General features: G+C 71.1%; 22 protein-coding genes and 1 pseudogene. 15 read left to right on the forward strand and 8 right to left on the reverse strand.

From position 1 onward, the window contains the following. Window positions 1-80 precede the first annotated feature (80 nt). Together JAO81_RS06775 and JAO81_RS06780 are read right to left on the reverse strand one after the other, a co-directional pair. Entirely contained in the window at window positions 81-578 is a 498-nt protein-coding gene (locus tag JAO81_RS06775) for a methylated-DNA--[protein]-cysteine S-methyltransferase (RefSeq protein ID WP_199546850.1), read from the reverse strand. After that, window positions 575-1,927, reverse strand: a complete 1,353-nt coding sequence (locus JAO81_RS06780; RefSeq protein WP_307813210.1) for an AlkA N-terminal domain-containing protein — start codon at window positions 1,925-1,927, stop codon at window positions 575-577. Before JAO81_RS06780 ends, JAO81_RS06775 begins: the two co-directional genes overlap by 4 nt. 323 nt (window positions 1,928-2,250) lie before the next feature. Here JAO81_RS06780 and rsgA point away from each other — a divergent pair, with 323 nt between their 5' ends. Continuing rightward, the gene (rsgA, locus tag JAO81_RS06785) at window positions 2,251-3,366 is read left to right on the forward strand and encodes a ribosome small subunit-dependent GTPase A (RefSeq protein WP_199546852.1); all 1,116 of its coding nucleotides are present in this window, start codon (window positions 2,251-2,253) and stop codon (window positions 3,364-3,366) included. Between the two features lie 254 nt (window positions 3,367-3,620). Next, window positions 3,621-6,184 (forward strand): annotated as a pseudogene (locus tag JAO81_RS06790) (glycoside hydrolase family 2 TIM barrel-domain containing protein). Between the two features lie 34 nt (window positions 6,185-6,218). On the opposite strand, the gene JAO81_RS06795 reads toward JAO81_RS06790, so the two are convergent. Both JAO81_RS06795 and JAO81_RS06800 read right to left on the reverse strand, forming a co-directional pair. Then, window positions 6,219-6,878, reverse strand: a complete 660-nt coding sequence (locus JAO81_RS06795; RefSeq protein WP_199546853.1) for a ThuA domain-containing protein — start codon at window positions 6,876-6,878, stop codon at window positions 6,219-6,221. A 259-nt stretch (window positions 6,879-7,137) separates the two neighbouring features. Next, on the reverse strand, window positions 7,138-7,857 hold the full coding sequence (locus JAO81_RS06800) for a 4'-phosphopantetheinyl transferase superfamily protein (protein ID WP_307813194.1): 720 nt from the start codon (window positions 7,855-7,857) through the stop codon (window positions 7,138-7,140). 249 nt (window positions 7,858-8,106) lie between these two features. Here JAO81_RS06800 and JAO81_RS06805 point away from each other — a divergent pair, with 249 nt between their 5' ends. Beyond that, window positions 8,107-8,526, forward strand: coding sequence for a VOC family protein (locus tag JAO81_RS06805; protein WP_199546854.1), 420 nt, complete (start codon window positions 8,107-8,109; stop codon window positions 8,524-8,526). Window positions 8,527-8,588: 62 nt separating this feature from the next. Here the strand turns inward: JAO81_RS06805 and JAO81_RS06810 are convergent, their stop codons facing one another. Next, a complete protein-coding gene (locus tag JAO81_RS06810) occupies window positions 8,589-8,930 on the reverse strand; it encodes a helix-turn-helix domain-containing protein (protein ID WP_199546855.1) in 342 nt (113 codons plus the stop codon). A gap of 95 nt (window positions 8,931-9,025) precedes the next feature. On the opposite strand from JAO81_RS06810, the gene JAO81_RS06815 reads away from it, so the two are divergent. Beyond that, a complete protein-coding gene (locus tag JAO81_RS06815) occupies window positions 9,026-9,925 on the forward strand; it encodes an NAD(P)-dependent oxidoreductase (protein WP_199546856.1) in 900 nt (299 codons plus the stop codon). A gap of 30 nt (window positions 9,926-9,955) precedes the next feature. Here JAO81_RS06815 and JAO81_RS06820 read toward each other — a convergent pair whose 3' ends face one another. Beyond that, window positions 9,956-10,645, reverse strand: coding sequence for a helix-turn-helix domain-containing protein (locus JAO81_RS06820; protein WP_199546857.1), 690 nt, complete (start codon window positions 10,643-10,645; stop codon window positions 9,956-9,958). Window positions 10,646-10,877: 232 nt separating this feature from the next. Next, window positions 10,878-11,807, reverse strand: coding sequence for an AraC family transcriptional regulator (locus JAO81_RS06825; RefSeq protein WP_199546858.1), 930 nt, complete (start codon window positions 11,805-11,807; stop codon window positions 10,878-10,880). A 100-nt stretch (window positions 11,808-11,907) separates the two neighbouring features. Here JAO81_RS06825 and JAO81_RS06830 point away from each other — a divergent pair, with 100 nt between their 5' ends. Next, window positions 11,908-12,756, forward strand: a complete 849-nt coding sequence (locus JAO81_RS06830) for an NAD(P)H-binding protein (protein WP_199546859.1) — start codon at window positions 11,908-11,910, stop codon at window positions 12,754-12,756. A gap of 56 nt (window positions 12,757-12,812) precedes the next feature. On the opposite strand, the gene JAO81_RS06835 is transcribed toward JAO81_RS06830, so the two are convergent. Beyond that, complete coding sequence (locus JAO81_RS06835) at window positions 12,813-14,015, reverse strand: YihY/virulence factor BrkB family protein (RefSeq protein WP_199546860.1); 1,203 nt, start codon at window positions 14,013-14,015, stop codon at window positions 12,813-12,815. 17 nt (window positions 14,016-14,032) lie between these two features. Here JAO81_RS06835 and JAO81_RS06840 point away from each other — a divergent pair, with 17 nt between their 5' ends. The 10 genes from JAO81_RS06840 to JAO81_RS06880 all read left to right on the forward strand — a co-directional run bounded on the left by JAO81_RS06840 (window position 14,033) and on the right by JAO81_RS06880 (window position 23,680). Next, entirely contained in the window at window positions 14,033-15,667 is a 1,635-nt protein-coding gene (locus tag JAO81_RS06840) for an acyl-CoA dehydrogenase family protein (protein WP_199546861.1), read from the forward strand. Between the two features lie 280 nt (window positions 15,668-15,947). Further along, the gene (locus JAO81_RS06845; RefSeq protein WP_307813197.1) at window positions 15,948-17,240 is read left to right on the forward strand and encodes a GAF domain-containing protein; all 1,293 of its coding nucleotides are present in this window, start codon (window positions 15,948-15,950) and stop codon (window positions 17,238-17,240) included. Window positions 17,241-17,306: 66 nt separating this feature from the next. Continuing rightward, window positions 17,307-17,855, forward strand: a complete 549-nt coding sequence (locus JAO81_RS06850) for a GNAT family N-acetyltransferase (protein ID WP_199546862.1) — start codon at window positions 17,307-17,309, stop codon at window positions 17,853-17,855. Window positions 17,856-17,995: 140 nt separating this feature from the next. Next, window positions 17,996-18,079 (forward strand): putative leader peptide, encoded by an 84-nt coding sequence (locus JAO81_RS43920; RefSeq protein WP_352248988.1) that lies wholly within the window; start codon window positions 17,996-17,998, stop codon window positions 18,077-18,079. Between the two features lie 157 nt (window positions 18,080-18,236). Further along, window positions 18,237-19,931, forward strand: a complete 1,695-nt coding sequence (locus JAO81_RS06855) for a nitrite/sulfite reductase (RefSeq protein WP_199546863.1) — start codon at window positions 18,237-18,239, stop codon at window positions 19,929-19,931. After that, complete coding sequence (locus JAO81_RS06860; protein WP_199546864.1) at window positions 19,928-20,125, forward strand: hypothetical protein; 198 nt, start codon at window positions 19,928-19,930, stop codon at window positions 20,123-20,125. Before JAO81_RS06855 ends, JAO81_RS06860 begins: the two co-directional genes overlap by 4 nt. Continuing rightward, window positions 20,122-20,832 carry a phosphoadenylyl-sulfate reductase gene (locus JAO81_RS06865; protein WP_199546865.1) on the forward strand — a complete coding sequence of 237 codons (711 nt, stop codon included), beginning with the start codon at window positions 20,122-20,124 and terminating at the stop codon, window positions 20,830-20,832. The genes JAO81_RS06860 and JAO81_RS06865 overlap by 4 nt, the downstream gene beginning before the upstream one ends. Continuing rightward, window positions 20,829-21,386, forward strand: a complete 558-nt coding sequence (cysC, locus tag JAO81_RS06870; protein ID WP_199546866.1) for an adenylyl-sulfate kinase — start codon at window positions 20,829-20,831, stop codon at window positions 21,384-21,386. The genes JAO81_RS06865 and cysC overlap by 4 nt, the downstream gene beginning before the upstream one ends. Then, on the forward strand, window positions 21,383-22,318 hold the full coding sequence (gene cysD / locus JAO81_RS06875) for a sulfate adenylyltransferase subunit CysD (protein ID WP_199546867.1): 936 nt from the start codon (window positions 21,383-21,385) through the stop codon (window positions 22,316-22,318). The genes cysC and cysD overlap by 4 nt, the downstream gene beginning before the upstream one ends. Continuing rightward, on the forward strand, window positions 22,319-23,680 hold the full coding sequence (locus JAO81_RS06880) for a sulfate adenylyltransferase subunit 1 (RefSeq protein ID WP_199546868.1): 1,362 nt from the start codon (window positions 22,319-22,321) through the stop codon (window positions 23,678-23,680). Window positions 23,681-23,978: the final 298 nt, after the last annotated feature.

The following is a 23,978-nucleotide window of genomic DNA, read 5'->3' on the forward strand; positions in this document are numbered from 1 at the left end:
GCGCGCGGGGGGGCGGCCGGGCGGCCCGGCCCCTCGGGCGGCTGCCCGGCCCGGGAGAGTCCCTTCGTCCCTTCGCGGGACTACAGGACTCCTTCCAGGCCGAGCAGCCGCTCCTTGCGTTCCAGGCCGCCCGCGTAGCCGGTGAGCGTGCCGTCGGAACCGATCACTCGGTGGCAGGGGCGCACGATGAGCAGCGGGTTGGCGCCGATCGCGCCGCCGACCGCACGGACGGCCGCACGCGATGCCCCGATGGTGCGCGCGATGGCGCCGTACGTGGTGGTGGCGCCGTAGGGGACGGCGTCGAGCGCCGCCCACACCTGCTCGCGGAAGGCCGTGCCCTCCGTGCGGAACTCCAGGTGGAACTCCTCGAGTTCACCCCGGAAGTACGCGGCGAGCTGCCGCTCGGCATCGGCGAAGGCCTCCGGCCTGCGGACCCAGCCGTCCTGGACGGTGCGTCCGCCCTTCTGCCCCGGTACGGAGAGCGAGCTGAGCGCGCCGCTGCCGTCCCCCGTCAACAGGAGCTCACCGAGAGGGCTTTGGACGGTGGTGTAGTACACGGTGGTGCGGGACGTGGTCATCGCTGGGATTCCTTCTCGGTACGGTCGGTCCACAGGTGGCGGTGGGCGTAGGAGCGCCATGGACGCCAGGTGTCCGGGGACGGTTCGTCCGGCGGTGCGACATCGGGGTCGCCGAGCGCGCGCATCCGGATGAGGGCCGCGGTGCGGGGCTCCACCCCCTCGACGGCGCGCAGCACCGCCTCGGCATCGTCCCTGTCCGCTCCCGGATCCAGTCGTACGCAACCGTCGGCGAGCGCCTTCGCGAGCGGCAACGCGTCGGCGAGCAGGGCGGGTTCGGGGAACAGGTGGGTCAGGGTGCCGCAGGGGTTGGCCAGCGGGGTGCCGTACTCCGCGAGCACCCGCCGCGCCTCCTCGCGGCCGAGCACGGCGCGCAGGGCGAACTCCTCGGGGTCCGCGGCGCCGGGCGAGCGCAGACCGGGCCGCCGCGCGATCAGCTCGGCCAGGCGCGCGTCGTCGGTGAGGCGCTCCTCGACGGCGTACGGATCGGCGTCCAGGTCGAAGAGCCGGCGCAGCCGCTGCACCGCGGTGGTGAGGTCGCGCAGATCCGTGAGGTGGATCCGGGCCTCGAGCCACGGTCCGGGTGCGAGCTCGTCGACGGCGGCGATACCGGTGCCGTGCGGGAGACGGAGCGTGCGGCGGTACGTGCGGGCGCCGGGCTCTCCGACGACCTCCTCGATCCGGTCGATGGCCTCGGCGGCGAGCAGATCGAAGACGGAGGCGGCGTGGTACGGGCCCCGGTAGGCGAGCCGCAGTGGGACTCCCGCGCCGCTCGCCGCGACCTTGGCGGTCTTGGTGCCGGTCTCCGTGCGCAGCTCGCTCGGGGTGCGGGCGTAGATCTGGCGGATGGTGTCGTTGAACTGCCGCACGCTGGCGAATCCGGCCGCGAAGGCCACGTCCGTGACGGGGAGCACGGTGGTCTGCAGCAGGACGCGGGCGGTGTGGGCGCGCTGGGCGCGGGCCAGGGCGACGGGTCCCGCGCCCACCTCGGCCGTGAGCTGGCGCTGCACCTGCCGGGAGCTGTAGCCGAGGCGGGTCGCGAGGCCGGGGACGCCCTCGCGGTCCACGACCCCGTCGGTGATCATGCGCATGGCGCGGCCGACGACATCGGCGCGTGCGTTCCAGTCCGCCGAGCCCGGGACCGCGTCGGGGCGGCAGCGGCGGCAGGCGCGGTAGCCGCCGCCCTGGGCCGCGGCGGCGGGCGGGGAGAAGTGGGCGTTGTGCCGCTTGGGGGTGGTGGCCGGGCAGCTCGGGCGGGAGTAGATGCCCGGGGGCGCCACGGCGAAGAAGAACTCCCCGTCGAAGCGGGGGTCCCGGCTGCGTACGGCTTCATATGCCGTGTCCTGGTCGATCACGTTTCCAGTGTGCGCTGTCCTCGCCGGGGCGGCTGGCGGGAATCGGACATGGCACTGGGGGTGTCGTCGTCCCTTCTGAGGTCCCGGCGAAAAACACTTGGCGCCGCACCGGTCCGCCGGGTTACCTTTCATCCGTCGAGCCGAGGACCACACGGTCAGCGGCTGTCACACACACTTTGGATCAATGGGAGGTGGGCCTGATGACTGTCATCGCGACGGAAGCTGTCCGCATGTACGTCTCCACCCACCCCGTGGCCACCGGCTGATCCTCCGCACCGCGCGTGTCGCCGGGGCCATCCCTTTCGAAGGGCTCCCCCGAGTTGAACTCGTCCGACCGTTCCACCCACACCACCACCTCTTCCCCTGACTCCCTGATCTCGTACGGCTGGGACACGGAGTGGGACAACACCTTCGCGCCGTACGCCGAGCAGGGCCTCGTCGTGGGCCGTGTGGTGCGCGTCGACCGCGGCCTGTGCGACATCGTGACCGTCGAGGGCACGCTGCGCGCCGACACCGCGCTCGTCACACCCCGTGACCCGCTGAAGGTCATCTGCACCGGCGACTGGGCCGCCGTCGACACCGTCGCCGACCCGCCGCTGGTGCGTGCCTACCTGCCGCGCCGTACGGCTTTCGTCCGCAACACCTCGTCCAAGCGGTCCGAGGGCCAGATCCTCGCCGCCAACGTCGACCACGCGATCATCGCGGTACCGCTGACCGGGGATCTGGACCTCGGCCGGATCGAACGGTTCCTGGCGCTCGCCTGGGAGTCAGGGGCCCAGCCGCTGATCGTCCTGACCAAGGCCGACCTGGTGCCGGACCCGACGGCTCTCTCGTATCTCGTCGACGACGTCGAGACCACCGCTCCCGGTGTCCAGGTGCTGGCCGTCAGCGCCGCCGACGGCGAGGGCATCGAGATCCTCCAGGCCGTCGTCGCCGGCGGTACGAGTGTGCTGCTCGGCCAGTCCGGCGCGGGCAAGTCCACGCTCGCCAACGCACTGCTCGGTGCGGAGGTCATGGAGGTCCAGGCCATCCGTGATGTGGACGGCAAGGGCCGGCACACCACGACCACCCGCAATCTGCTCGCGCTGCCCGGCGGCGGTGTCCTGATCGATACGCCCGGACTGCGGGGTGTCGGTCTGTGGGACGCCGAGTCCGGGGTCGGACAGGTCTTCTCGGAGATCGAGAGCCTGGCCGAGCAGTGCCGCTTCCACGACTGCGCCCATGAGGCGGAGCCGGGGTGTGCGGTGCTGGCCGCGCTGGAGGACGGTTCGCTGTCCCAGCGGCGCCTGGAGAGCTACCGCAAGCTGATCCGCGAGAACCAGCGCATCCTCGCCAAGACCGACGCGAGGCTGCGGGCGGAGATCCGCCGCGACTGGAAGCTCAAGGGCGCCCAGGGCCGTGCGGCCATGGAGGCCAAGGGGCGCAAGCTCCACTGAGGCGCCGCGCGGCGGTGTCAACCCAGCTTCCGGTACGGGGAGTTGTTGTTCACGACTCCCCGTACCGGTAGAGCCGGTGCCTGGCCGGGCACCGGGGTAGAAGGGCCCGTCGGCCGGCTGTGGCGGCCTGACCGACGGGCCCTTCGGCATGTCCCGCACACCCCCAAGGGCGCTGCATTCGTCCAATCATTGCCCCGTATATCCAAGGCTCGGGCCCTTCCGTACGGGTCCGGGACCGGGTGAGGATCGGATGTATGACCGACCTCGCCTATCTCGTCGACGTCTCCCCCGGCACCGGCACCCTGCCCCCGCGCGCCTGGCCCCCGGGCTCGGACGCGGCCCGGCTCTCCCTCGACGGAAGCTGGCGTTTCCGGCTCAGCCCGCACGCGGGCGCACCCACGGATTTCGCGGCGGACGGCTATGACGCCTCCGCCTGGGGCGAGTTGAGGGTGCCCGGTCACTGGGTGCTGCAGGGGCATGGCGCCCCCGCGTACACGAATACGCTCTATCCCTTCCCGGTCGACCCGCCGTTCGTGCCGACCGGGAATCCGACCGGCGACCATCTGCGGGTCTTCGATCTGCCGCGGGACTGGCCGGCCGGCGGCGAAGCCGTGCTGCGCTTCGACGGGGTCGAGTCCTGCGCCCGGGTCTGGCTGAACGGCACCGAACTCGGCGAGTTCAAGGGCTCCCGGCTGCCGCACGAGTTCGCGGTCGCACCGCTGCTGCGCGAGCGCGGCAATGTGCTCGCCGTACGCGTGCACCAGTGGTCGTCGGGGAGTTACCTGGAGGACCAGGACCAGTGGTGGCTGCCGGGGATCTTCCGCGACGTGACCCTGCTGCACCGGCCCGAGGGCGCCGTCCGCGACCACTCCGTGCACGCCTCGTACGACCATGAGAGCGGTGAAGGCACCCTGCGGGTCGACTGCGAACCGGCGGGCCGGGTCCTGATCCCCGAGCTGGGCATCGACACGGCCACCGGGGACAGCGCGACCGTGCCCGTCGAGCCGTGGTCGGCCGAGCAACCCCGCCTGTACCAAGGTGAGTTGGTGACGGCCGGCGAGCGGGTCCGGCTGCGGGTGGGCTTCCGTACGGTCCGGGTCGAGGACGGGCTGATCAAGGCCAACGGCCGGCCGCTGCTCTTCAAGGGCGTCAACCGCCATGAGTTCCACCCGGAGACCGGCCGGGCGCTGGATCCGCAGACCATGCGCGAAGACGTGCTCCTGATGAAGCGGCACAACATCAACGCCGTCCGCACCAGCCACTACCCGCCGCACCCCGTATTCCTCGACCTGTGCGACGAGTTGGGCCTGTGGGTGATCGACGAGTGCGATCTGGAGACCCATGGCTTCCACGCGGTGGACTGGCGCGGCAACCCGGTCGCCGATCCGCGCTGGACGCCGGCGCTGCTCGACCGGGCGGCGCGGATGGTGGAGCGCGACAAGAACCACCCGTCGGTGATCATCTGGTCGCTCGGCAACGAATGCGACACGGGCGAGGGCCTGACCGCCATGGCCCGCTGGATCCGCGACCGCGACCCGTCCCGGCCGATCCACTACGAGGGCGACCTGTCCTGCGCGGACACGGACTTCTACTCACGGATGTACGCGGATCACGCGGAGGTCGCGGCGATCGGGCGCGGTGAGGAACAACCGCTGCCGGACGGCGAGTCGGACGCCCGGCGCCGCGCGATGCCGTTCCTCCAGTGCGAGTACGCGCACGCGATGGGCAACGGTCCTGGCGGACTCGCCGAGTACCAGGAGCTGTTCGAGACGTATCCGCGGCTGCAGGGCGGCTTCGTGTGGGAGTGGATCGACCACGGCCTCGCCCACCCCGAGTACGGCTATGCGTACGGCGGCGACTTCGGCGAAGAGCTGCACGACGGGAACTTCGTCTGCGACGGACTCCTCTTCCCCGACCGGACTCCGTCCCCGGGGCTCCTCGACTTCAAGTCGGTGATCCAGCCGGTGCGGATGGACGGGGACGGCCGCGAGGGCCTCGTACGGGTGGGGCGGGCACGTTCGACGCCCGTACCGGCACGCTGCTCGCCGTCGGCGGGCTTCCGGTGGACGGGTTCGGACTCGATGTCTGGCGGGCTCCGACGGACAACGACAACGGGATGTCCTGGGTGACCGGCTCCTCGGTCGCCGCGCGGTGGCGTGCGCTGGGCCTTGATCGGATGCAACACCGCGTGGACGCGGTGGAGTTGGCGCCCGAGGCGCTGACCGTACGGACCAGGGTGGCGGCGGCCGCGAGCGATCTGGCCCTGCGCACCACGTACCGCTGGATCTCGAACGGTATCCGGCTGGCCCTCGACGTGCTGGTCGAGCCCGAGGGCGACTGGACGGTGCCGCTGCCCCGGCTCGGTGTACGGCTCGGGCTTCCGGTGGCGTTCGACCGGGTGCGCTGGTTCGGTGCCGGACCCGGTGAGGCGTATCCGGATACGGGGGCCGCGGCGATGCTCGGGGTCTGGTCGGCCGACGTGGCCGGTCTCCAGACGCCCTATGTGCGCCCGCAGGAGAACGGTGCGCGGGCGGACGTGCGGTGGCTCGAACTCACCGACGGACAGCGGTGCTTCAAGGTGGCGGAGGCGGGGTTCTCGTTCACCGCGCGCCCGTGGTCCACGGCCGACCTGGACGCGGCACAGCACCGCCCGGACCTGGTCGCGGGCGACACGCTCTGGCTGCACCTCGACGCGCGGCAGCAGGGCGTCGGGTCCGAGTCCTGCGGCCCCGGCGTGCTGCCCGGGCACCAGCTGAAGGTGGGGGACCAACGCCACCGGTTCTTCTTCCAGTTCACCGTCCGGGAGGGCGACGCGTAGCGGGTGCGAGGCCGGTCGGGCGGTTCGGGCTGCCTCATGCGAGCCCGGCCGCCCAGGCCAGTCCGCCGGCCAGGTGCGCCAGGAACCTGTCGTCCGCGTACGCCTCCTCGGCATGCCCGAGCGCCGTGTAGAACACCCGCCCCGCCCCCTGCTCCCGGCACCACACCAGCGGATGCCCGTCGCCGCCCATGCCGCCGCCTTCGCGGTCGTACGAGGACTCGTCGGCGTGCGCGAGGATGCGGGCGTCGGCGGGGCGGCGGTCGAAGTCGTACCACTCGTCGGTGAAGTCCCAGTGCCGCGGCAGGTGTCGCGTCGCCGGATGGGTCCGGTCGACGACGTCGACGCGGCCCGGCTGGTAGGCGGGGTGGCGGGTGAAGCGGGCGCCGAGCAGGTCGCCGTAGTAGGGCCAGGAGTACTCGGTGCAGGCGGCCGAGTGCACCCCGGCGAATCCGCCGCCGCCCTCGACATAGGACCGCAGGGCCCTGCGTGCCGTCTCGGTCAGGATGTCGCCGCTGGTGAGCAGGAAGACCACGCAGGCGTAGCGGTCGAGGTCCCCTTCGAGCGCGCTCGGGTCCTCGGTCAGGTCGGCCCGGCCGCCCTGCTCGGCGAGCAGCGCGGTCACGGCCGCGGCGGCAGCGGGGATCGCGTCGTGACGGTAGTCGGTGGTGCGGGTGCAGAGCAGGACGCGGGCCATGGGCGCTCCAGAGGGGTCCGGCACGGTCGGGCGGGCAGCACTGTACGGCGGCGCGGGCCGGTCGCGTACGGCGACGACGCGGCCGGGCGCGTACGGCGACGACGCTGGTCGGGCGCGTACGGGGACGACGCTGGTCGGTCGCGTACGGCGGCGACGCTGGTCGGGCGCGGACGGCGCGGGCCGGTCGCGTACGGCGACGGCGCGGGTCAGTGGTGTACGGCGGCGGCACGGTCGGGCGCGCTTACGGCGGCGGCACGCATCAGTCGCGTACGGCGACGGCGGCCGCGTACCCGTGCGGCGCCCGTACGTCGGTGAGCGTCCAGCCGGGTACCGGCAGCGGATCCGCGGCGGCCCCCACCACGGTCCGCGCGAAGCCCCCGCCGCCCAGGCCCTCCCCGGTGCCCTTGAGGTAGGCCTCCTTGCGGGTCCAGCAGCGCGCGAACGCGAACGGGCGCTCCTCTGCGGGGAGTTGTGCCAGGAACCCGCGCTCGTCCGGGTGCAGGGTGCTCGCCACATCCGCCACGGTCCGCGCTCCGGGCAGGGCCTCGACGTCGACACCCACCGGGGTCGCGGCCAAGGCGATCAGCGCCAGGCCGTGTGTGTGCGAGAGCGAGAAGTGCAGCGGGGGCGCGGCGGCGGACCCGGGGCGGGCCTGCGGGCTTACGGCCTCGTGCCGGCCGTACGTCCCGGCGAGCACCGGCCTGCCGTGCGGACCGCCGCAGCCCGGGCAGTCCTCGCGGGTGAAGCGCACGGCCAGGGGGTCCTCGCCGAGGCAGGCGCCGATCACCACCCGCAGCGCGGTGTGCGCGGCCACATAGGTCTCACGGTCCGCCTCATGACGGAAGGCCCCGGCTCTGCGGTGCTCGGCGGCGTCGAGCACCGGCGCATACCCCGCCAGGCCGCGCACGGCCCAGACCTCGGGGTCCTTGGGTGGTGCGGTCGGCAGCGGTGCGGCGCCGAACGGGCTGGTATCGATCACCCGGCCGACTCTAATGGCGCGCCGAGGTGCGGCGCAGGGCCACGAAACAGGCGGGGACCCGGGGGCGCGTCCGTCTCGGCCAGAACCGAGGAACCCTCGGTACCGAGCAGGTCGAGCCCTGCCGCGCCCCAAGAGGGGGGAGGCAGGGCTCGGACCCGACGGGACGGAACCGTGGATCCGACCGGACCAGGAAGGCGCGTGTCCGATTCGTTCAAGACGCGGGGAGCCGGCCCGCCCTACGGTCGAGGCATGACTACGCACACCACACCCACACCACGTTTCGACATGATCGGCATCGTCGTCTCGGACATGGCCGCGTCCGTGGCCTTTTACCGGAAGCTCGGGCTCGACTTCGCCGAAGGAGCCGAACAGCAGCCGCATGTGGAGGTGACGCTGCCGGGCGGACTCCGGTTCGCCCTGGACACGGAGGCCACGATCCGGTCCTTCATGCCCGCATGGCAGCCGCCGGCCGGGGGCGGGCGGATCGGACTCGCGTTCCTGTGCGCGAACGCGGCCGACGTCGACGCCCAGTACGAGGCGCTGACGGCGGCCGGCGCCGGCACGGAGCTCAAGCCGTTCGACGCGTTCTGGGGTCAGCGGTACGCGACGGTCCTCGACCCCGACGGCAACGGCGTGGATCTGTTCGCGCCGCTCGAGCCCCGGGACTAGGGCGCCTCTTTCGGATCTTGCCGGGGGCGCGGGGTCCGGCACGCGCATCTGCCGCGTTGTCGTCAGTCGCCGGCGGCCCGTTCGCGGCCCCACTCCCCCAGCGGCTCGAGGGCCTTGTTGAGGCGGGTGCCGTCCTCCGTCAGGGAGTACTCGACGCGGGGCGGCACCTCGTCGTAGGAGACGCGGCGCACGATGCCGTCCTCCTCCATCTCGCGCAGGTGCGAGGCGAGCACCTTCTCGGTCACGCCCGGCACCAGGCGGCGCAGCTCGCCGAAGCGGCGGTGCGGGCGGTCGTGGAGGGCCCAGAGGATCAGCACCTTCCACTTGCCGCCGATCACCTCCATCGCAGTGTCGATCCCGCACACGTGTCCGTCCGGCTTGCCCGGCCGGTTCAGCGTCGTCATGCCCCACCCCTCCCACCTGCTCGCTCACCCCAGGGTAACCACCCACTCCCAAGTGCGTACTTGATCACCTTTCGGGCCGGGGAGAGGCTGACGGCATGACACAGAACATTGCCGAAGTACCTGCGAAGACCCCTGTGACCCTGCTCGGCCTGGGTGCGATGGGCACCGCCCTGGCCCGCACCTGGCTGGCGGCCGGTCATCCGCTCACCGTCTGGAACCGCACTGCCGCTCGTGCGGAGGTGCTGGCCGCCGAAGGCGCCAAGGTCGCCGACAGCGCCGCCGCCGCGGTGGCCGCGAACCAGTTGGTCGTCGTCGTCCTGCTGGACGACGCCTCGGTGGACGAGGCACTGGGCGGTGCCGACCTGGCCGGCAAGGACGTGGTCAACCTGATCACCAGCACCCCCGCACAGGCGCGTGCCCGTGCGGAGTGGGCACGTGAGCGCGGCGCACGTTACCTGGACGGCGGCATCATGGCCGTACCGCCGATGATCGGTGTCCCGGAATCCGGCGGGTACGTCTTCTACAGCGGATCGCAGGAGCTGTTCGACGAGCACCGGGAGACGCTCGCGGTTCCCACCGGGGCCACTTACGTCGGCGACGACGCGGGGTTCGCGGCGCTGCATGACGTGGCGCTCCTGAGCGCGATGTCCGGAATGTTCGCCGGGATCACCCACGCCTTCGCCCTGATCCGCAAGGAGAGCATCGATCCGGCGGCGTTCGCCGCGCTGCTGAGCGACTGGCTCGTGGCGATGGCTCCCGCGGCGCACCAGACCGCCGAGCATCTGAAGAGCGGCGACTACACGACGGGGGTGGCCTCCAACCTGGCCATGCAGTCCGCCGGCAACCAGACCTTGCTCGACACGGCGGAGGGGCAGGACATCAGCTCAGAACTCCTCCTGCCCTACTACGAGTTGATGCGGCGCGCCCTCGATTCCGCGGCCGAGGCCGCCGACGAGGAGGGGACGGCGAGGATGGTCGATCTGCTCCGCCGGTGAGCGACGGTCCGGCTTCACACCGGGCCGGCTTCAGGGGTTCAGCGCGAGCAGCGCGGTGAGGGGCATGCCCGCCAAGTCCCGCACGTCGCGGGCGAGATGGGGTTGGTCGGCGTATCCGGCCGCTGCGGCGGTGTCGGCCGGCGGCAGGCCCGAGCGGGCCAGGGTCAGGGCGCGCTGGAGGCGGAGGATCCGGGCGAGGACCTTGGGTCCGTAGCCGAAGGCGGCGAGGGAGCGGCGGTGCAAGGTGCGGGCGCCGAGGCCGGTTTCGTCGGCGACCGCGGCGACGCAGGCGCCCTCCCCGAGCCGTCGGACCGTGTGCAGGAGCGCCGGGTCGGCGGGCGCGGCGTCGGTGGCTAGGGCGAGCTCTTCCAGTCCCGTACGGGGGTCCGGAGCCCCGTCGAGCCGGCCGGCCAGCCTGCGCACCCGGGCGGCCGGCCACAGATCGGCCAAGTCGACGCGCTGGTCCAGGAGTTCATGGGCCGGCACACCGAGCAGCGCGGGAGCCGTGCCCGGCGCGAACCGGATCCCCGCGACGGGACGGCCGGTTCCGCCTTGCGGCCGGTACGCCTTGGTGTCGGGGCCCGCGACGAGCAGCCGCCCCTCGGACCACAGCAGATCCATACAGCCGTCGGGCAACACGGGATACCCACCGCCCGGCCCACCAGGTGTGCTGGTCCAGACGACGGCACCGGGATAGACCGAGAACCGCTCGCTGTACATACCTCAAGGGTAGGCCCTGCCCGCGCCGCCCACCCGGGGGTACCGGCGGGCCGAGCCGCAACCATCCGGCACCCGGGGGTACCAGGGTCGAGCCACCCACGGCGGGCGCAAGACCCAACCACCCGCCACCCGGGGGTACCGGCGGCGGAGCCCCCGCGACAGCCACCGACGGTGCGAAGCGCCCGATTGCCGCCCACGGTGAGAGCCCCGTGACCGAGCGGCACACACCCGCTCAGCCCTCCCGATGCTCCAGCGGACTCACCCCGTACTCCCGCTTGAACGCCGTCGACAGCGCGAACGGGCTGCCGTAGCCGACCTTGCGGGCGATCGCGCCGAGAGTGAGGGAGGTGTCGCGCAGCAGGTCCGCGGCCTGGGCGAGGCGCCAGCCGGTGAGGTAGGCCATCGGCGGATCGCCGACCAGTTCCGTGAACCGGCGGGCGAGCGCCGCACGGGATACGCCCGCCTTCGCGGCGAGTTCCGCGACCGTCCACGGGTACGCCGGCTGGTCCTGGATGAGCCGCAGCGCGATGCCCACGACCGGGTCACCGAGAGCCCGGTACCAGGCGGGCGGCTCGGCCTCGGGGCGGGCGAACCAGGCCCTCAGGGACGCGATGAGCAGCAGGTCGAGCAGCCGGTCGAGGACGACGGACTGGCCCGGCTCATCCCGTACGACCTCATCCGCCACCAGGGGAATCAGCGCGCAGTCGACGATGTCCTTGGTCAGGACAAGCTGCGGAGGCAGCGCGTCGAGCAGCCGCGCGCTCAGCTCACCTTGCATCTGATACGTGCCGACCAGCATCACCGCCTCCCCGTCGGTCCGCCCGCCCCAGGTGCGCGTGCCGAGGTCGATGTAGTCCTTCATCTCGCTGCCGTCCGGCGCCGCGCAACGGCCCCCCGGGTGGATCACCGCGCGCGGTGCGGTGGCCGGGTCGTCGGCGCAGGTGTACGGGTCGGGGCCACGGGCGATCGCGATCTCGCCGGGGCGCATCAGGAGCTTCTCGCCCACGTCCGGGATCAGCCAGCCCTCGCCTCGAAGCATCACCATCACGCTCACCGGTGCCTCGTCCTCGATCCGTACCGACCAGGGCGGGTCGAAACAGGCCCGGATCAGGAACGCGCCTTTGGCACGGGGGCCTTCGAGCAAGCCTGCGAGAGCGTCCATGCCGAGCAGCGTATGCGGCAAGGCGAGTTGAGACTCCTGCTTATGGTGCTGAGGCTTTCGGCGATGGTGGGCCACCCCCGTGCGGCAGTTCACTTGAGTCATGACAGAGACGAAGAAGAACCTCAGTAACCAGACCGTTTTGGTGACCCAGGCGACCGGCAGGACCGGACGCGTCGTGGCGGAGGCCGCCGAGCAGGCGGGCCTGAAGGTACGCCGCGGATCGCGGTCCGCGCCGACTCCGTTCGACTGGACGGACCGTTCGACCTGGGACGCGGCGCTCGACGGTGTGGACGCCGTCTACCTCGCGCACTACGTCGACATCGGCGCACCGGGTACGGCCGAGGACATCGCGGCCATCACGAACAAGGCACTCGAGAAGGGGGTACGACGGATCGTCCTGCTCTCGGCACGCGGCGAGCCGCAGGCCGAGCCGGCCGAGCGGGCGCTGCGGGAGTCGGGGGCGGACTGGACGATCGTGCAGGCCGCGTGGTTCATGCAGATGTTCAGTGAGGGGGATCTGTACGAGGGCATGCAGGCGACCGGGGAGCTGGCCTTCCCCGCGGGCGAGACGCTCGAACCGTTCATCGACGTACGGGACATCGCCGATGTAGTGGTGGCCGCCCTGACCGACGACGCCCACATCGGCAAGGCGTACGACGTCACCGGGCCGCGGCTGCACTCGTTCCGTACGGCCGTGGCGGAGATCAACGCCGCTACGGGACGGGAGATCCCGTACATCCCGGTGCCGGGGCGGGCCTTCGGCGAGATTCTCGTCGAGATGGGGCTGCCCGAACCGGAGGTGGCGTTCCTGGTGGAGCTCTTCGACACCATGCTCGACGGGCACAACGCGCAGACCAACGACGGGATCCGGCAGGTGCTCGGACGCGAGCCGCGCACCCTCGAGGACTTCGTACGGGAGCACGCGGCGGCCGGGACGTGGAAGGCCTGACCGCGACAGAACCCAGGGCGTACCGCGGCAGTACTCAGACCTGACCGCGGCAGAACTCAGGGCTGACTGCGCTCCCCCGGCGGCTGCTTCGTGGAGGAATCCTTCGCGGGCGGCTGCTTGGGGGAGCGCTGCTCGTTGTGCCGTTTCGCGTGGGTGCGCAGCCGCGAGGAGAGGTCGTCCGGCGGCAGGAACTGGGCCCAGCGCTCGGGGAATTCCGAGGGCATATCGGGATCGTCCGGGTCGTCGTCCTCCTGAGCGGCCCGCGCCGCGGCCGCCCGCGCCACCATCTCGGCGGCCTTGGCCTCCCTTATGCGCTCATTGGCCTCGCGAGCCGCGGCGGTCGCGATGGACGGCCAGACGCGGTCGATCGCCGCGTTGACGGCGGCGCCGACGAGGACCGCGAAGGCGGACACACCGATCCACAGGAGTACCGCGACCGGGGCCGCGAGCGAGCCGTAGATCGTGGGCCCCTCCACGGTGCTGGTGAGGTAGATCCGCAGCAGGAAGCTGCCGAGCACCCACATCCCGAGCGCCACCAGGGCGCCGGGCACGTCCTCGATCCAGGGTGAACGCACCGGCACCGACACGTGGTAGAGCGTGGTCAGGAAGACGATGCCGAGCACGATGACCACGGGCCAGTAGAGGACCTGCACCACGGTGTCGCGCATCGGCAGGATCTGCAGAATGGCGTCGGGGCCCGCCACCATCAGCGGCAGGGCCACCGACCCGATCACCAACGCCACCACGAACAACAGGAAGGCGAGCAGCCTGGTCTTGACGATGCCGCGCACGCCGTCGAGCCCGTACATCACGGTGATGGTGTCGATGAACACGGTCACCGCCCGCGAGCCCGACCACAGCGCGAAGATGAAACCGAGGGAGATCACATCCGGCCGGCCGCCGTGCAGCACATCCTCGAGGATCGGCTCGGCGATATCGGTGACGCCCTTGTCGGAGAGCACGGTGCGGGCGGCTTCGAGGATGTTGTCGCGGACCGACTGGATGGTCTCGGCGCCGGTCCAGGCGTCCACGTAACCGAGCAGACCGACCAGGCTGAGCAGCAGCGGCGGCACGGAGAGCAGCGTGAAGAATGCGGCCTCGGCGGCCAGGCCCAGAATGCGGTACTCGATACAGGAGTTGACCGTGTCCTTCAGGAGCAGCCAGGCGGTCCTGCGCTTGGACACGTTCCGGTACACGGCGCGGGCCCGGTGGAGGAGCCGCCCCGACGGCCGCTCGGGTGTTTCTTTTGCCTGGTGCACGTCCTTACCGTATCCGCATGAACGCACCCATCCACACCGTCACCAACCAGGCCGAGCCGCTGGTCGGATACGACGTGTTCGCCGCCGACCGCGCTCTGGCGGAGGGGGTCGAACGGCACCTCCCCGAGGGGCTCCGCGATTGTGTTCGGGAGGAGCTGAGCGAGCTCGGGCGCGCGGCCGGTTCGACGCAGGCCCAGGAGTGGGGCGTTCAGGCCGACCGGAACCCGCCGCTGCTGCACACGCACGACCGCTACGGGCACCGGATCGACGAGGTGGAGTTCCATCCGGCCTGGCACCGGCTGCTCGCGAAAGGGGTCGGGGCCGGTCTGACCGGGGCCTGGGCCCGTGAGCACGGTCACGTGCGGCGGGCCGCCGGCTTTCTGGTGTGGACGCAGGTCGAACCGGGGCACGGATGCCCGCTGTCGATGACGCACGCGGCCGTCCCGGCGCTGCGCACCGACCCCGCGCTCGCGGCCGAGTGGGAGCCGAAGCTCACCTCGCTCGTGTACGACCAGGGGCTCAGGCCCGTGGCGCAGAAGGCCGGTGCGCTCGTCGGGATGGGTATGACGGAGAAGCAGGGCGGCAGCGACGTACGCGCCAACACGACCCGGGCCGAGGCGCTCGCCGAGGACGGGACGTATGTCCTGACCGGGCACAAGTGGTTCTGCTCGGCGCCGATGTCGGACGCTTTTCTGGTGCTGGCCCAAGCTCCCGGAGGGCTCACGTGCTTTCTGGTGCCCCGGGTGCTCGAGGACGGCACGCGCAATCCGTTCGCGATCCAGCGGCTCAAGGACAAGCTGGGCAATCGGTCCAATGCGTCCGCCGAGGTCGAATTCGACGGGACGTGGGCGCGCAGGGTCGGTGAGGAGGGGCGCGGGGTGCGGACCATCATCGGGATGGTCGCGGCGACCCGGCTCGACTGTGTGACCGGCTCGGCGGCGCTGATGCGGCAGGCCGTGGCGCAGGCGGTGCAGCACACCTCGTACCGCAGCGCGTTCGACGGGGTGCTGATCGAGAAGCCGTTGATGCGCAATGTCCTCGCCGATCTCGCGGTCGAGTCGGAGGCGGCGACCACGCTCGCGCTGCGTCTCGCCGCCGCCTATGACGACGGTGGCGAGCGGGAGCGGGCCTTTCTGCGGATCGCGGTGCCCGTCGCCAAGTACTGGGTGACCAAGCGGTGTACGCCCCTGGTGGCCGAGGCGCTCGAGTGTCTGGGCGGCAACGGGTACGTCGAGGAGTCCCCCATGCCCCGGCTGCTGCGGGAATCTCCGCTCAACTCGATCTGGGAGGGCGCGGGCAACGTCCAGGCGCTCGACGTGCTGCGCGTGCTGCAGCGTGAACCGGCGGCGTTCGACGCGTTCCTGCGCGAGGTCGGCCTCGCGCGCGGGGCCGATCACCGGCTCGACGCGGCGATCAGGGCGCTGCTCACCGAACTCGCCGATCTGAGCGGGATCGAGGCGCGGGCCCGCCGGCTCGTGGAACGGATGGCCGTCGTGCTCCAGGGTTCGCTGCTCGTCCGGTTCGCGCCGTCGTACGTGGAGGAGGCGTACTGCGCGTCGCGGCTCGGCGGTGACTGGGGATCGACGTTCGGGACCCTGCCGCACACGCTGGATCTGCGGGCGGTCGTCGAGCGGGCGCGGCCTGTCGCCTAGGACCTGCCCGGGCCCCTGACCTGGTACGTACCGTTCAGTTGACGGGGGTGGTGCTGCGCCGACACGGCACCACCCCCGCCCTCATGGCCCCGTAAGTCAGGAGGGCATGAACGCCGCAGAAGCGGCGGCCAGTTCATTTTCGGTCAACCGCGGACTTGTTCGCGAGAGTTGCAAGGGGTTGCATCGTCCCTGTGGCCCCGTCCCGTTTTCCCCTCGTTCGGGGGGAACAGGAGGACGATGGGTCCAGGCACGATGCGCACTGGCGTTGTGGGAGGCTCCGGTGACGAAGGCAACGATCGACCTGATCGGACTGGCGGCGATGGATTCCGTCAAGGCGGCACGGGTGCTCAAGGGGGTGCGTGACGCCGCGCTCTCGGGGCAGCGGCCCGCGGTCGGACCGCGGCCGGTGATCGAGGCGTCCTGGGACCGGGCGCTGCGCCGTGGAGTGGATCCGGACCGCGATGTGCGCGCGAGGCTGCTCTCCCTGGAGGAACTGGAGGAGCGGCGCCGCTCCTCCGCGCTCACCGAGGTGCTGCCGGAGCTGCGGCGCGGTCTGGTGTCCATCGCGGACGCGGCGCAGCACATCATGGTGGTCGCGGACACGGAAGGCCGGGTCCTGTGGCGCGAGGGCGCGTCCGCCGTGCTGCGCATGGCGGACGGCCATGGCTTCGAACTGGGCGCGGACTGGCGGGAGTCCACCGTCGGCACCAACGGTGTCGGTACGCCGCTGGTCGCGCGCCGTCCCGTCCAGGTCTTCTCGGCCGAGCATTTCGTCCGCACCCACCACAGCTGGACCTGCGCGGGCTCCCCGGTGACCGATCCCCGGGACGGACGTCTCATCGGCGTGGTCGATGTCAGCGGACCGCTCGACACGATGCACCCGGCGACGCTCGCCCTGGTCCATTCGGTGACCCGGCTCGCCGAGGCCGAGCTGCGCACGCGGCACCTGAGCACGCTCGACCGGCTGCGCACCACCGCCCTGCCGCTGCTCGCCGGGATCAAGGGGCGGGCCGTCGTCGTGGACCCCAACGGCTGGACCGCCGCGGTCACGGGCATGACCCCGACGGACCGCCTCGCCCTGCCCAAGTCGTTCGGGCCCGGCCGCGCCTGGCTGCCGTCGCTGGGCGAGTGCCGGGTCGAGCCGCTGCCGGGCGGCTGGCTGCTGCGGCCGGACGACTCCGGCGAGACGGCCTTCGAAGCGTCCGCGGTCGTGGTCCTCGACCTGAGCGGTCCGCGCCGCTGGACGGTCTCCGTGACCGGTGAGACAGGTGGCTGGACCCATGAACTGACCCCGCGCCACGCCGAGTTGCTCTATCTGCTCGCCGTGGCGCCGCAGGGGCGCACGGCGTCCGCGCTCGCCGGGGAACTGTTCGGCGACCCGGGCCGCGCGGTGACCGTGCGCGCCGAGCTGTCACGGGTGCGGCGCTATCTGGCGGGCCTGCTCGACGGGCGGCCGTATCGTTTCCGCGAGGACACCGACGTACGCGTGATCCTGCCGCAGGACCCCGTGGACCTGCTGCCGCAGTCGACGGCGGAGTCCGTGGTGCGGGCGCGCCGGGGAAAGGTGGACTGAGTGTCCGCCTGACGGACCGAGCGCCCCCCTTTCGGGACGGCGGCCGGCCCATGGTTCGCTGGCCCCATGAGCATCACTGTGACCACCTGGTCCCTGGAGCAGACCTCCCCCGCCGACCTGCGCCCGGCGGGCGAGCCCGAGGGCGATGTACGGATCGTGCGCGCCGAGGTGCCGTCCGCCGAGTTCAGCCGGTTCCTCTACTCCTCGGTCGGCGGCGACATCGCGTGGACCGACCGCCTGCGGCTCGACCGCGCCGAGTGGCAGCGGTATCTGGAGCGGCCGGGGGTCGAGACCTGGGTCGCGTACGAGAAGGGGACGCCGGCCGGGTACGTGGAGCTCGACCCGCAGGACGAGGGGGTCGTGGAGATCGTCTACTTCGGTCTGCTCCCGGCCTTCCGCGGCCGGCGCATCGGCGGCCATCTGCTGTCGTACGGGACCGCGCGCGCCTGGGACCTGGCGGACCGCTGGCCGGAGCGCACCCCCACGAAGCGGGTGTGGCTGCACACCTGCAGCCTGGACGGCGAGCACGCCATGGACAACTACACCCGACGCGGCTTCCGCCTGTTCGACACGAAGGTCGCCGAGGAGGCCGAGCGCCCGTCGCAAGAGTGGTGATCTGCACTGATGTGGCCCGGGTGACCTGCGCGGATGCACTGCGGGTGACCCGGGCCACACTGTCTCACCATCCAGGACAACCATGTCCATATAGCGGACGATGCTGGACTGGGTCCAAAGTCCCGTGCCACGCTTCCGTCATGTCTCGAGCTGGAATTGCCTTGGTGAGTCGGCGTCACGTCGACCTCGGCCGCGTGTCCAGCGCCATCTGTCCGGCGCGCTGACGCTCTCAGCAACACGCCGTTTTCCCGTAGCTCGACATAGCTCTTCCCTCTTGATGACCTGGCGCAACGACGCGCGCGCAACTCCCATGCGCTCCTCCGCTGTCCGTTGCCGCAGGTCAGAGCCGCTCACCTGCTTGCCTCCTAAGGACGTACACCCATGGCCGCCACCCCCGAGAAGCCCGCACCAGCACCTCGCCGCCGGCCGGGACGCCACCGCGGCGAGGGACAGTGGGCCGTCGGTCACTTCACACCGCTCAACGGGAACGAGCAGTTCAAGAAGGACGACGACGGTCTCAATGTGCGGACACGTATTGAGACGATCTACTCCAAGACCGGTTTCGACTCGATCGACCCCAACGACCTGCGCGGCCGGATGCGCTGGTGGGGCCTGTACACCCAGCGCAAGCCCGGGATCGATGGCGGAAAGACGGCCATCCTCGAACCGGAGGAGCTGGACGACAAGTACTTCATGCTGCGCGTCCGGATCGACGGCGGCCGCCTGACCACCGAGCAGCTGCGGGTGGTCGGTGAGATCTCGCAGGAGTTCGCGCGCGGCACCGCCGACATCACGGACCGGCAGAACATCCAGTACCACTGGATCCGGATCGAGGACGTGCCCGAGATCTGGCGCCGGCTCGAAGAGGTCGGCCTGTCCACCACCGAGGCCTGCGGTGACACCCCGCGTGTGATCCTCGGTTCGCCCGTCGCGGGGATCGCCGCCGACGAGATCATCGACGGCACGCCGGCCATCGACGAGATCCAGCGCCGCTTCATCGGGAACCCGGACTTCTCCAACCTGCCGCGCAAGTTCAAGTCCGCGGTCTCCGGCTCGCCCCAGCTCGATGTCGCGCACGAGATCAACGACATCGCCTTCGTCGGCGTGCACCACCCCGAGCACGGACCCGGCTTCGACCTATGGGTCGGCGGCGGCCTGTCCACCAACCCGAAGCTGGGACAGCGGCTCGGCGCCTGGGTGCCGCTCGACGAGGTGCCGGACGTGTACGGCGGTGTCATCGGCATCTTCCGCGACTACGGCTACCGGCGCCTTCGCACCCGCGCCCGCCTGAAGTTCCTGCTCGCCGACTGGGGTCCTGAGAAGTTCCGCCAGATCCTGGAGGACGAGTACCTGCGGCGGAAGCTGATCGACGGGCCCGCCCCGGAGCAGCCTTCCGGCACCTGGCGCGACCACCTCGGTGTGCACCGGCAGAAGGACGGCCGTTTCTACGTGGGGTTCGCACCGCGCGTCGGACGCGTGGACGGCACCACCCTGACGAAGATCGCCGAGGTCGCCGCGGCCCATGGCTCGGGTCGTCTGCGGACCACCGCCGAGCAGAAGATGATCGTGCTCGACATCGAGGAGCCGCAGGTCGAGTCGCTGGTGTCCGCTCTGGAGGCGCTGGATCTGAAGGTCAACGCCTCGCCGTTCCGGCGCGGCACGATGGCCTGCACCGGGATCGAGTTCTGCAAGCTGGCGATCGTCGAGACCAAGGCGCGTGGCGCCTCCCTGATCGATGAACTCGAGCGCCGCATCCCCGAGTTCGACGAGCCGATCACCATCAACATCAACGGCTGCCCCAACGCCTGCGCCCGTATCCAGGTCGCGGACATCGGCCTCAAGGGCCAGCTGGTCCTCAACGACCAGGGCGAGCAGGTCGAGGGCTTCCAGGTGCACCTGGGCGGCGCGCTCGGCCTCGAGGCCGGCTTCGGCCGCAAGGTCCGTGGTCTGAAGGTCACTTCGCAGGAGCTGCCGGACTACGTGGAGCGCGTGCTGACCCGTTTCCAGGAGCAGCGCGAGGACGGCGAGCGGTTCGCCACCTGGGCGGGCCGCGCCTCGGAAGCGGACCTGTCATGAGCGAGCGAGCGGCGCCCTTCTACTGCCCGTACTGCGGCGATGAGGACCTGCGGCCCAACGAGACCGGCCACGGCGCCTGGGAATGCGCGGCGTGCAACCGGGCCTTTCAGCTGAAGTTCCTCGGGCTGCTCGCCCGGGGCGTTCAGCGACCCGCCGACAAGGCAGTCAACTCCGGTGGAGGGGACGAGATATGACCACGGCTCAGAAAGAACGGACGACCGACGAGCTCAAGGAGCTCGCCGAGCAGGCGGGGCGCGACCTGGAGGACGCGACCCCGCTGGAGATCCTCAAGTGGGCGGCCGACACCTTCGGTCCGCGCTTCTGCGTCACCTCGTCCATGGAGGACGCGGTCGTCGCGCACCTCGCTTCCCGCGCCATGCCCGGTGTGGACGTGGTGTTCCTGGACACCGGCTACCACTTCCCCGAGACCCTCGGCACCGCGGACGCGGTGGGCGCGGTGATGGACGTCAACCTCATCACGCTCACCCCGGTACAGACCGTGGCCGAGCAGGACGCCGAGCACGGGCCGAAGCTGCACGACCGCGACCCCGACCTGTGCTGCGCGCTGCGCAAGGTCAAGCCCCTCGAGCAGGGTCTGACCTCGTACCAGGCCTGGGCGACCGGCCTGCGCCGTGACGAGTCCCCGACCCGGGCCAACACCCCGGTGGTCGGCTGGGACGCCAAGCGGCAGAAGGTCAAGATCTCGCCGATCGCCCGCTGGACGCAGGACGACGTGGAGGCGTACATCGCCGAGCACGGCGTACTGACCAATCCGCTTCTGATGGACGGCTATCCGTCGATCGGCTGCGCCCCCTGCACCTTCCGGGTCGCGGAGGGCGAGGACGCGCGCTCGGGCCGCTGGGCCGGCCGGAACAAGACGGAATGCGGGCTGCACGGATGACGACTTCAGAGGTGAACGACGTGACAGGGGCCACCGTTTGGCTCACCGGTCTGCCGAGTGCCGGCAAGACCACGCTCGCCTACGAGCTGGCCGGGCTGCTGCGCCCCGAGGGCCACCGGGTCGAGGTGCTCGACGGCGACGAGATCCGCGAGTTCCTCTCCGCGGGCCTCGGCTTCAGCCGCGCGGACCGCGACACCAATGTGCAGCGCATCGGCTTCGTGGCCGAACTGCTCGCCTCGCAGGGCGTGTTGGTGCTCGTCCCGGTAATCGCTCCGTACGCGGAGAGCCGTGACGCGGTGCGCCGGCGCCACCAGAAGGAGGGCACGGCGTATCTCGAGGTGCATGTCGCCACGCCCGTCGAGGTGTGCTCGGAGCGCGATGTGAAGGGGCTCTACGCCAAGCAGGCGGCCGGTGAGATCGCCGGCCTGACCGGCGTCGACGACCCGTACGAGGAGCCGGAGTCGCCCGATCTGCGGATCGAGGCGCATGAGCAGTCGGTGGCGGAGTCGGCGGACGCCCTCCTGGGTCTGCTGCGCGAAAGGGGACTGGCATGACGACGGTTGCTTCTGTGAGCGAGGAGACCGACAGCCCGTACGCGCTGTCGCATCTGGACGCCCTCGAGTCCGAGGCGGTGCATATCTTCCGTGAGGTGGCGGGTGAGTTCGAGCGGCCGGTGATCCTGTTCTCCGGCGGCAAGGACTCGATCGTCATGCTGCATCTGGCGCTGAAGGCGTTCGCGCCGGCCGCGGTGCCGTTCTCGCTGCTCCACGTGGACACCGGGCACAACTTCCCCGAGGTCATCGAGTACCGCGACCGCGTGGTGGCCGAGCACGGTCTTCGGCTGCATGTGGCCTCCGTGCAGGAGTACATCGACGCGGGCAAGCTGCGTGAACGCCCCGACGGGACCCGTAATCCGCTGCAGACCGTGCCGCTGACGGAGAAGATCCAGGCGGAGAAGTTCGACGCGGTCTTCGGCGGCGGGCGCCGCGACGAGGAGAAGGCGCGCGCGAAGGAGCGGGTGTTCTCGCTGCGCGACGAGTTCTCGCAGTGGGACCCGCGCCGTCAGCGCCCCGAGCTGTGGAACCTGTACAACGGCCGGCACGCGGCCGGTGAGCATGTGCGCGTCTTCCCGCTGTCCAACTGGACCGAGCTGGACGTGTGGCAGTACATCGCCCGCGAGGGCATCGAGCTGCCGGAGATCTACTTCGCGCACGAGCGCGAGGTGTTCTCCCGCTCCGGCATGTGGCTGACCGCCGGCGAGTGGGGCGGCCCGAAGGACACCGAGCCGGTCGTGAAGCGTCTCGTGCGCTACCGCACGGTCGGCGACATGTCCTGCACCGGCGCCGTCGACTCGGACGCCACCACGCTCGAAGCCGTGATCACCGAGATCGCCGCGTCGAGGCTCACCGAACGAGGGGCGACCCGCGCCGACGACAAGCTGTCCGAGGCCGCGATGGAAGACCGTAAGCGCGAGGGGTACTTCTAAATGTCCAGCACTACCGAGCAGTTGACGGATATCGAAGGTCTCTCGGCCACGACCCTGCTGCGGTTCGCCACGGCGGGGAGCGTCGACGACGGCAAGTCCACCCTCGTGGGCCGCCTGCTGCACGACTCCAAGTCGGTCCTCACCGACCAGCTGGAGGCCGTCGAGCGGGTCTCCGCGAGCCGCGGCCAGGACGCGCCCGACCTGGCGCTGCTCACCGACGGGCTGCGCGCGGAGCGCGAGCAGGGCATCACGATCGATGTCGCCTACCGCTACTTCGCCACCGCACAGCGCCGTTTCATCCTCGCCGACACCCCCGGGCACGTGCAGTACACCCGGAACATGGTCACCGGTGCCTCCACCGCCGAGCTGACGGTGATCCTGGTCGACGCCCGCAACGGGGTCGTCGAGCAGACCCGCCGCCACGCCGCGATCGCCGCGCTGCTGCGCGTCCCGCATGTGGTGCTCGCGGTGAACAAGATGGACCTCGTGGGCTACGAGGAGTCCGTCTTCGCGTCCATCGCCGAGGAGTTCACCACATACGCCAAGGAGCTGGGCGTCCCGGAGATCACCGCGATCCCGATCTCCGCGCTCGCCGGCGACAACGTGGTGGAGCCGTCCGCGCACATGAGCTGGTATCCGGGCCCGACGTTCCTGGAGCACCTGGAGACCGTCCCGGTCAGCCATGACCTGGCCACCTGCCACGCCCGCTTCCCCGTCCAGGTGGTGATCCGGCCGCAGACCGCCGAGCACCCCGACTACCGGGGCTACGCGGGACAGATCGCGGCCGGCACCTTCCGGGTCGGCGAAGAGGTCAAGGTCCTGCCTACCGGGCGGAGTTCGAAGATCTCCGGGATCGACCTGCTCGGCAGGAGCGTGGACGTGGCCTGGACGCCGCAGTCGGTGACGCTGCTGCTCGAGGACGACATCGACATCTCGCGCGGCGACCTGATCGTGCCGGCCCATGACGCCCCGGCCACCAGCCAGGACATCGAGGCGACGGTCTGCCACGTGGCCGACCAGCCGCTGACCGTCGGCCAGCGCGTGCTGCTCAAGCACACCACCCGTACGGTCAAGGCGATCGTCAAGGAGATCCCGTCGCGCCTCACGCTCGACGACCTCTCCCAGCACCCGGAGCCCGGGCAGCTGGTCGCCAACGATATCGGCCGAGTGAAGGTCCGCACCGCCGAACCGCTCGCTCTCGACTCGTACGCCGATTCGCGGCGCACCGGGTCCTTCCTCCTGATCGACCCGGCGGACGGGACGACGCTCGCGGCCGGTATGTCCGGCGAGGCGTTCGCGCAGCCCGACGAGCCCGGTTCCGGGACCAAGTCCGCCCCTGACGAAGAGGGTTGGGATTTCTGATGGCCATCGACATGTACGCGACCTTCGCGAAGGAGGGCGGCCGAGTCGGCAGCGGCGCCCTGGGCTCCGGCACCGGGGGTGTGGCGCGATGTGTGCGCTGACCCGCACGAGCGCCCTGCGCGCCGACGCCCTCGCCGTACGACGACATCGAAGACCTGCCGAACTCCCGGCCGCGTACCCGCACTTCAGGGGGACGTAGGAACCGGGCCTCCGAGAGGAATCACCTCCCGTGCCTGCCTTCAGTTCATCCCGTTCAGCCCGCTCCACCGGGAACACCCGTAACACCGCACGCCAGCGC

Origin of the sequence: Streptomyces sp. N35 (assembly GCF_016464295.1) — a bacterium.
Classification (GTDB): domain Bacteria; phylum Actinomycetota; class Actinomycetes; order Streptomycetales; family Streptomycetaceae; genus Streptomyces.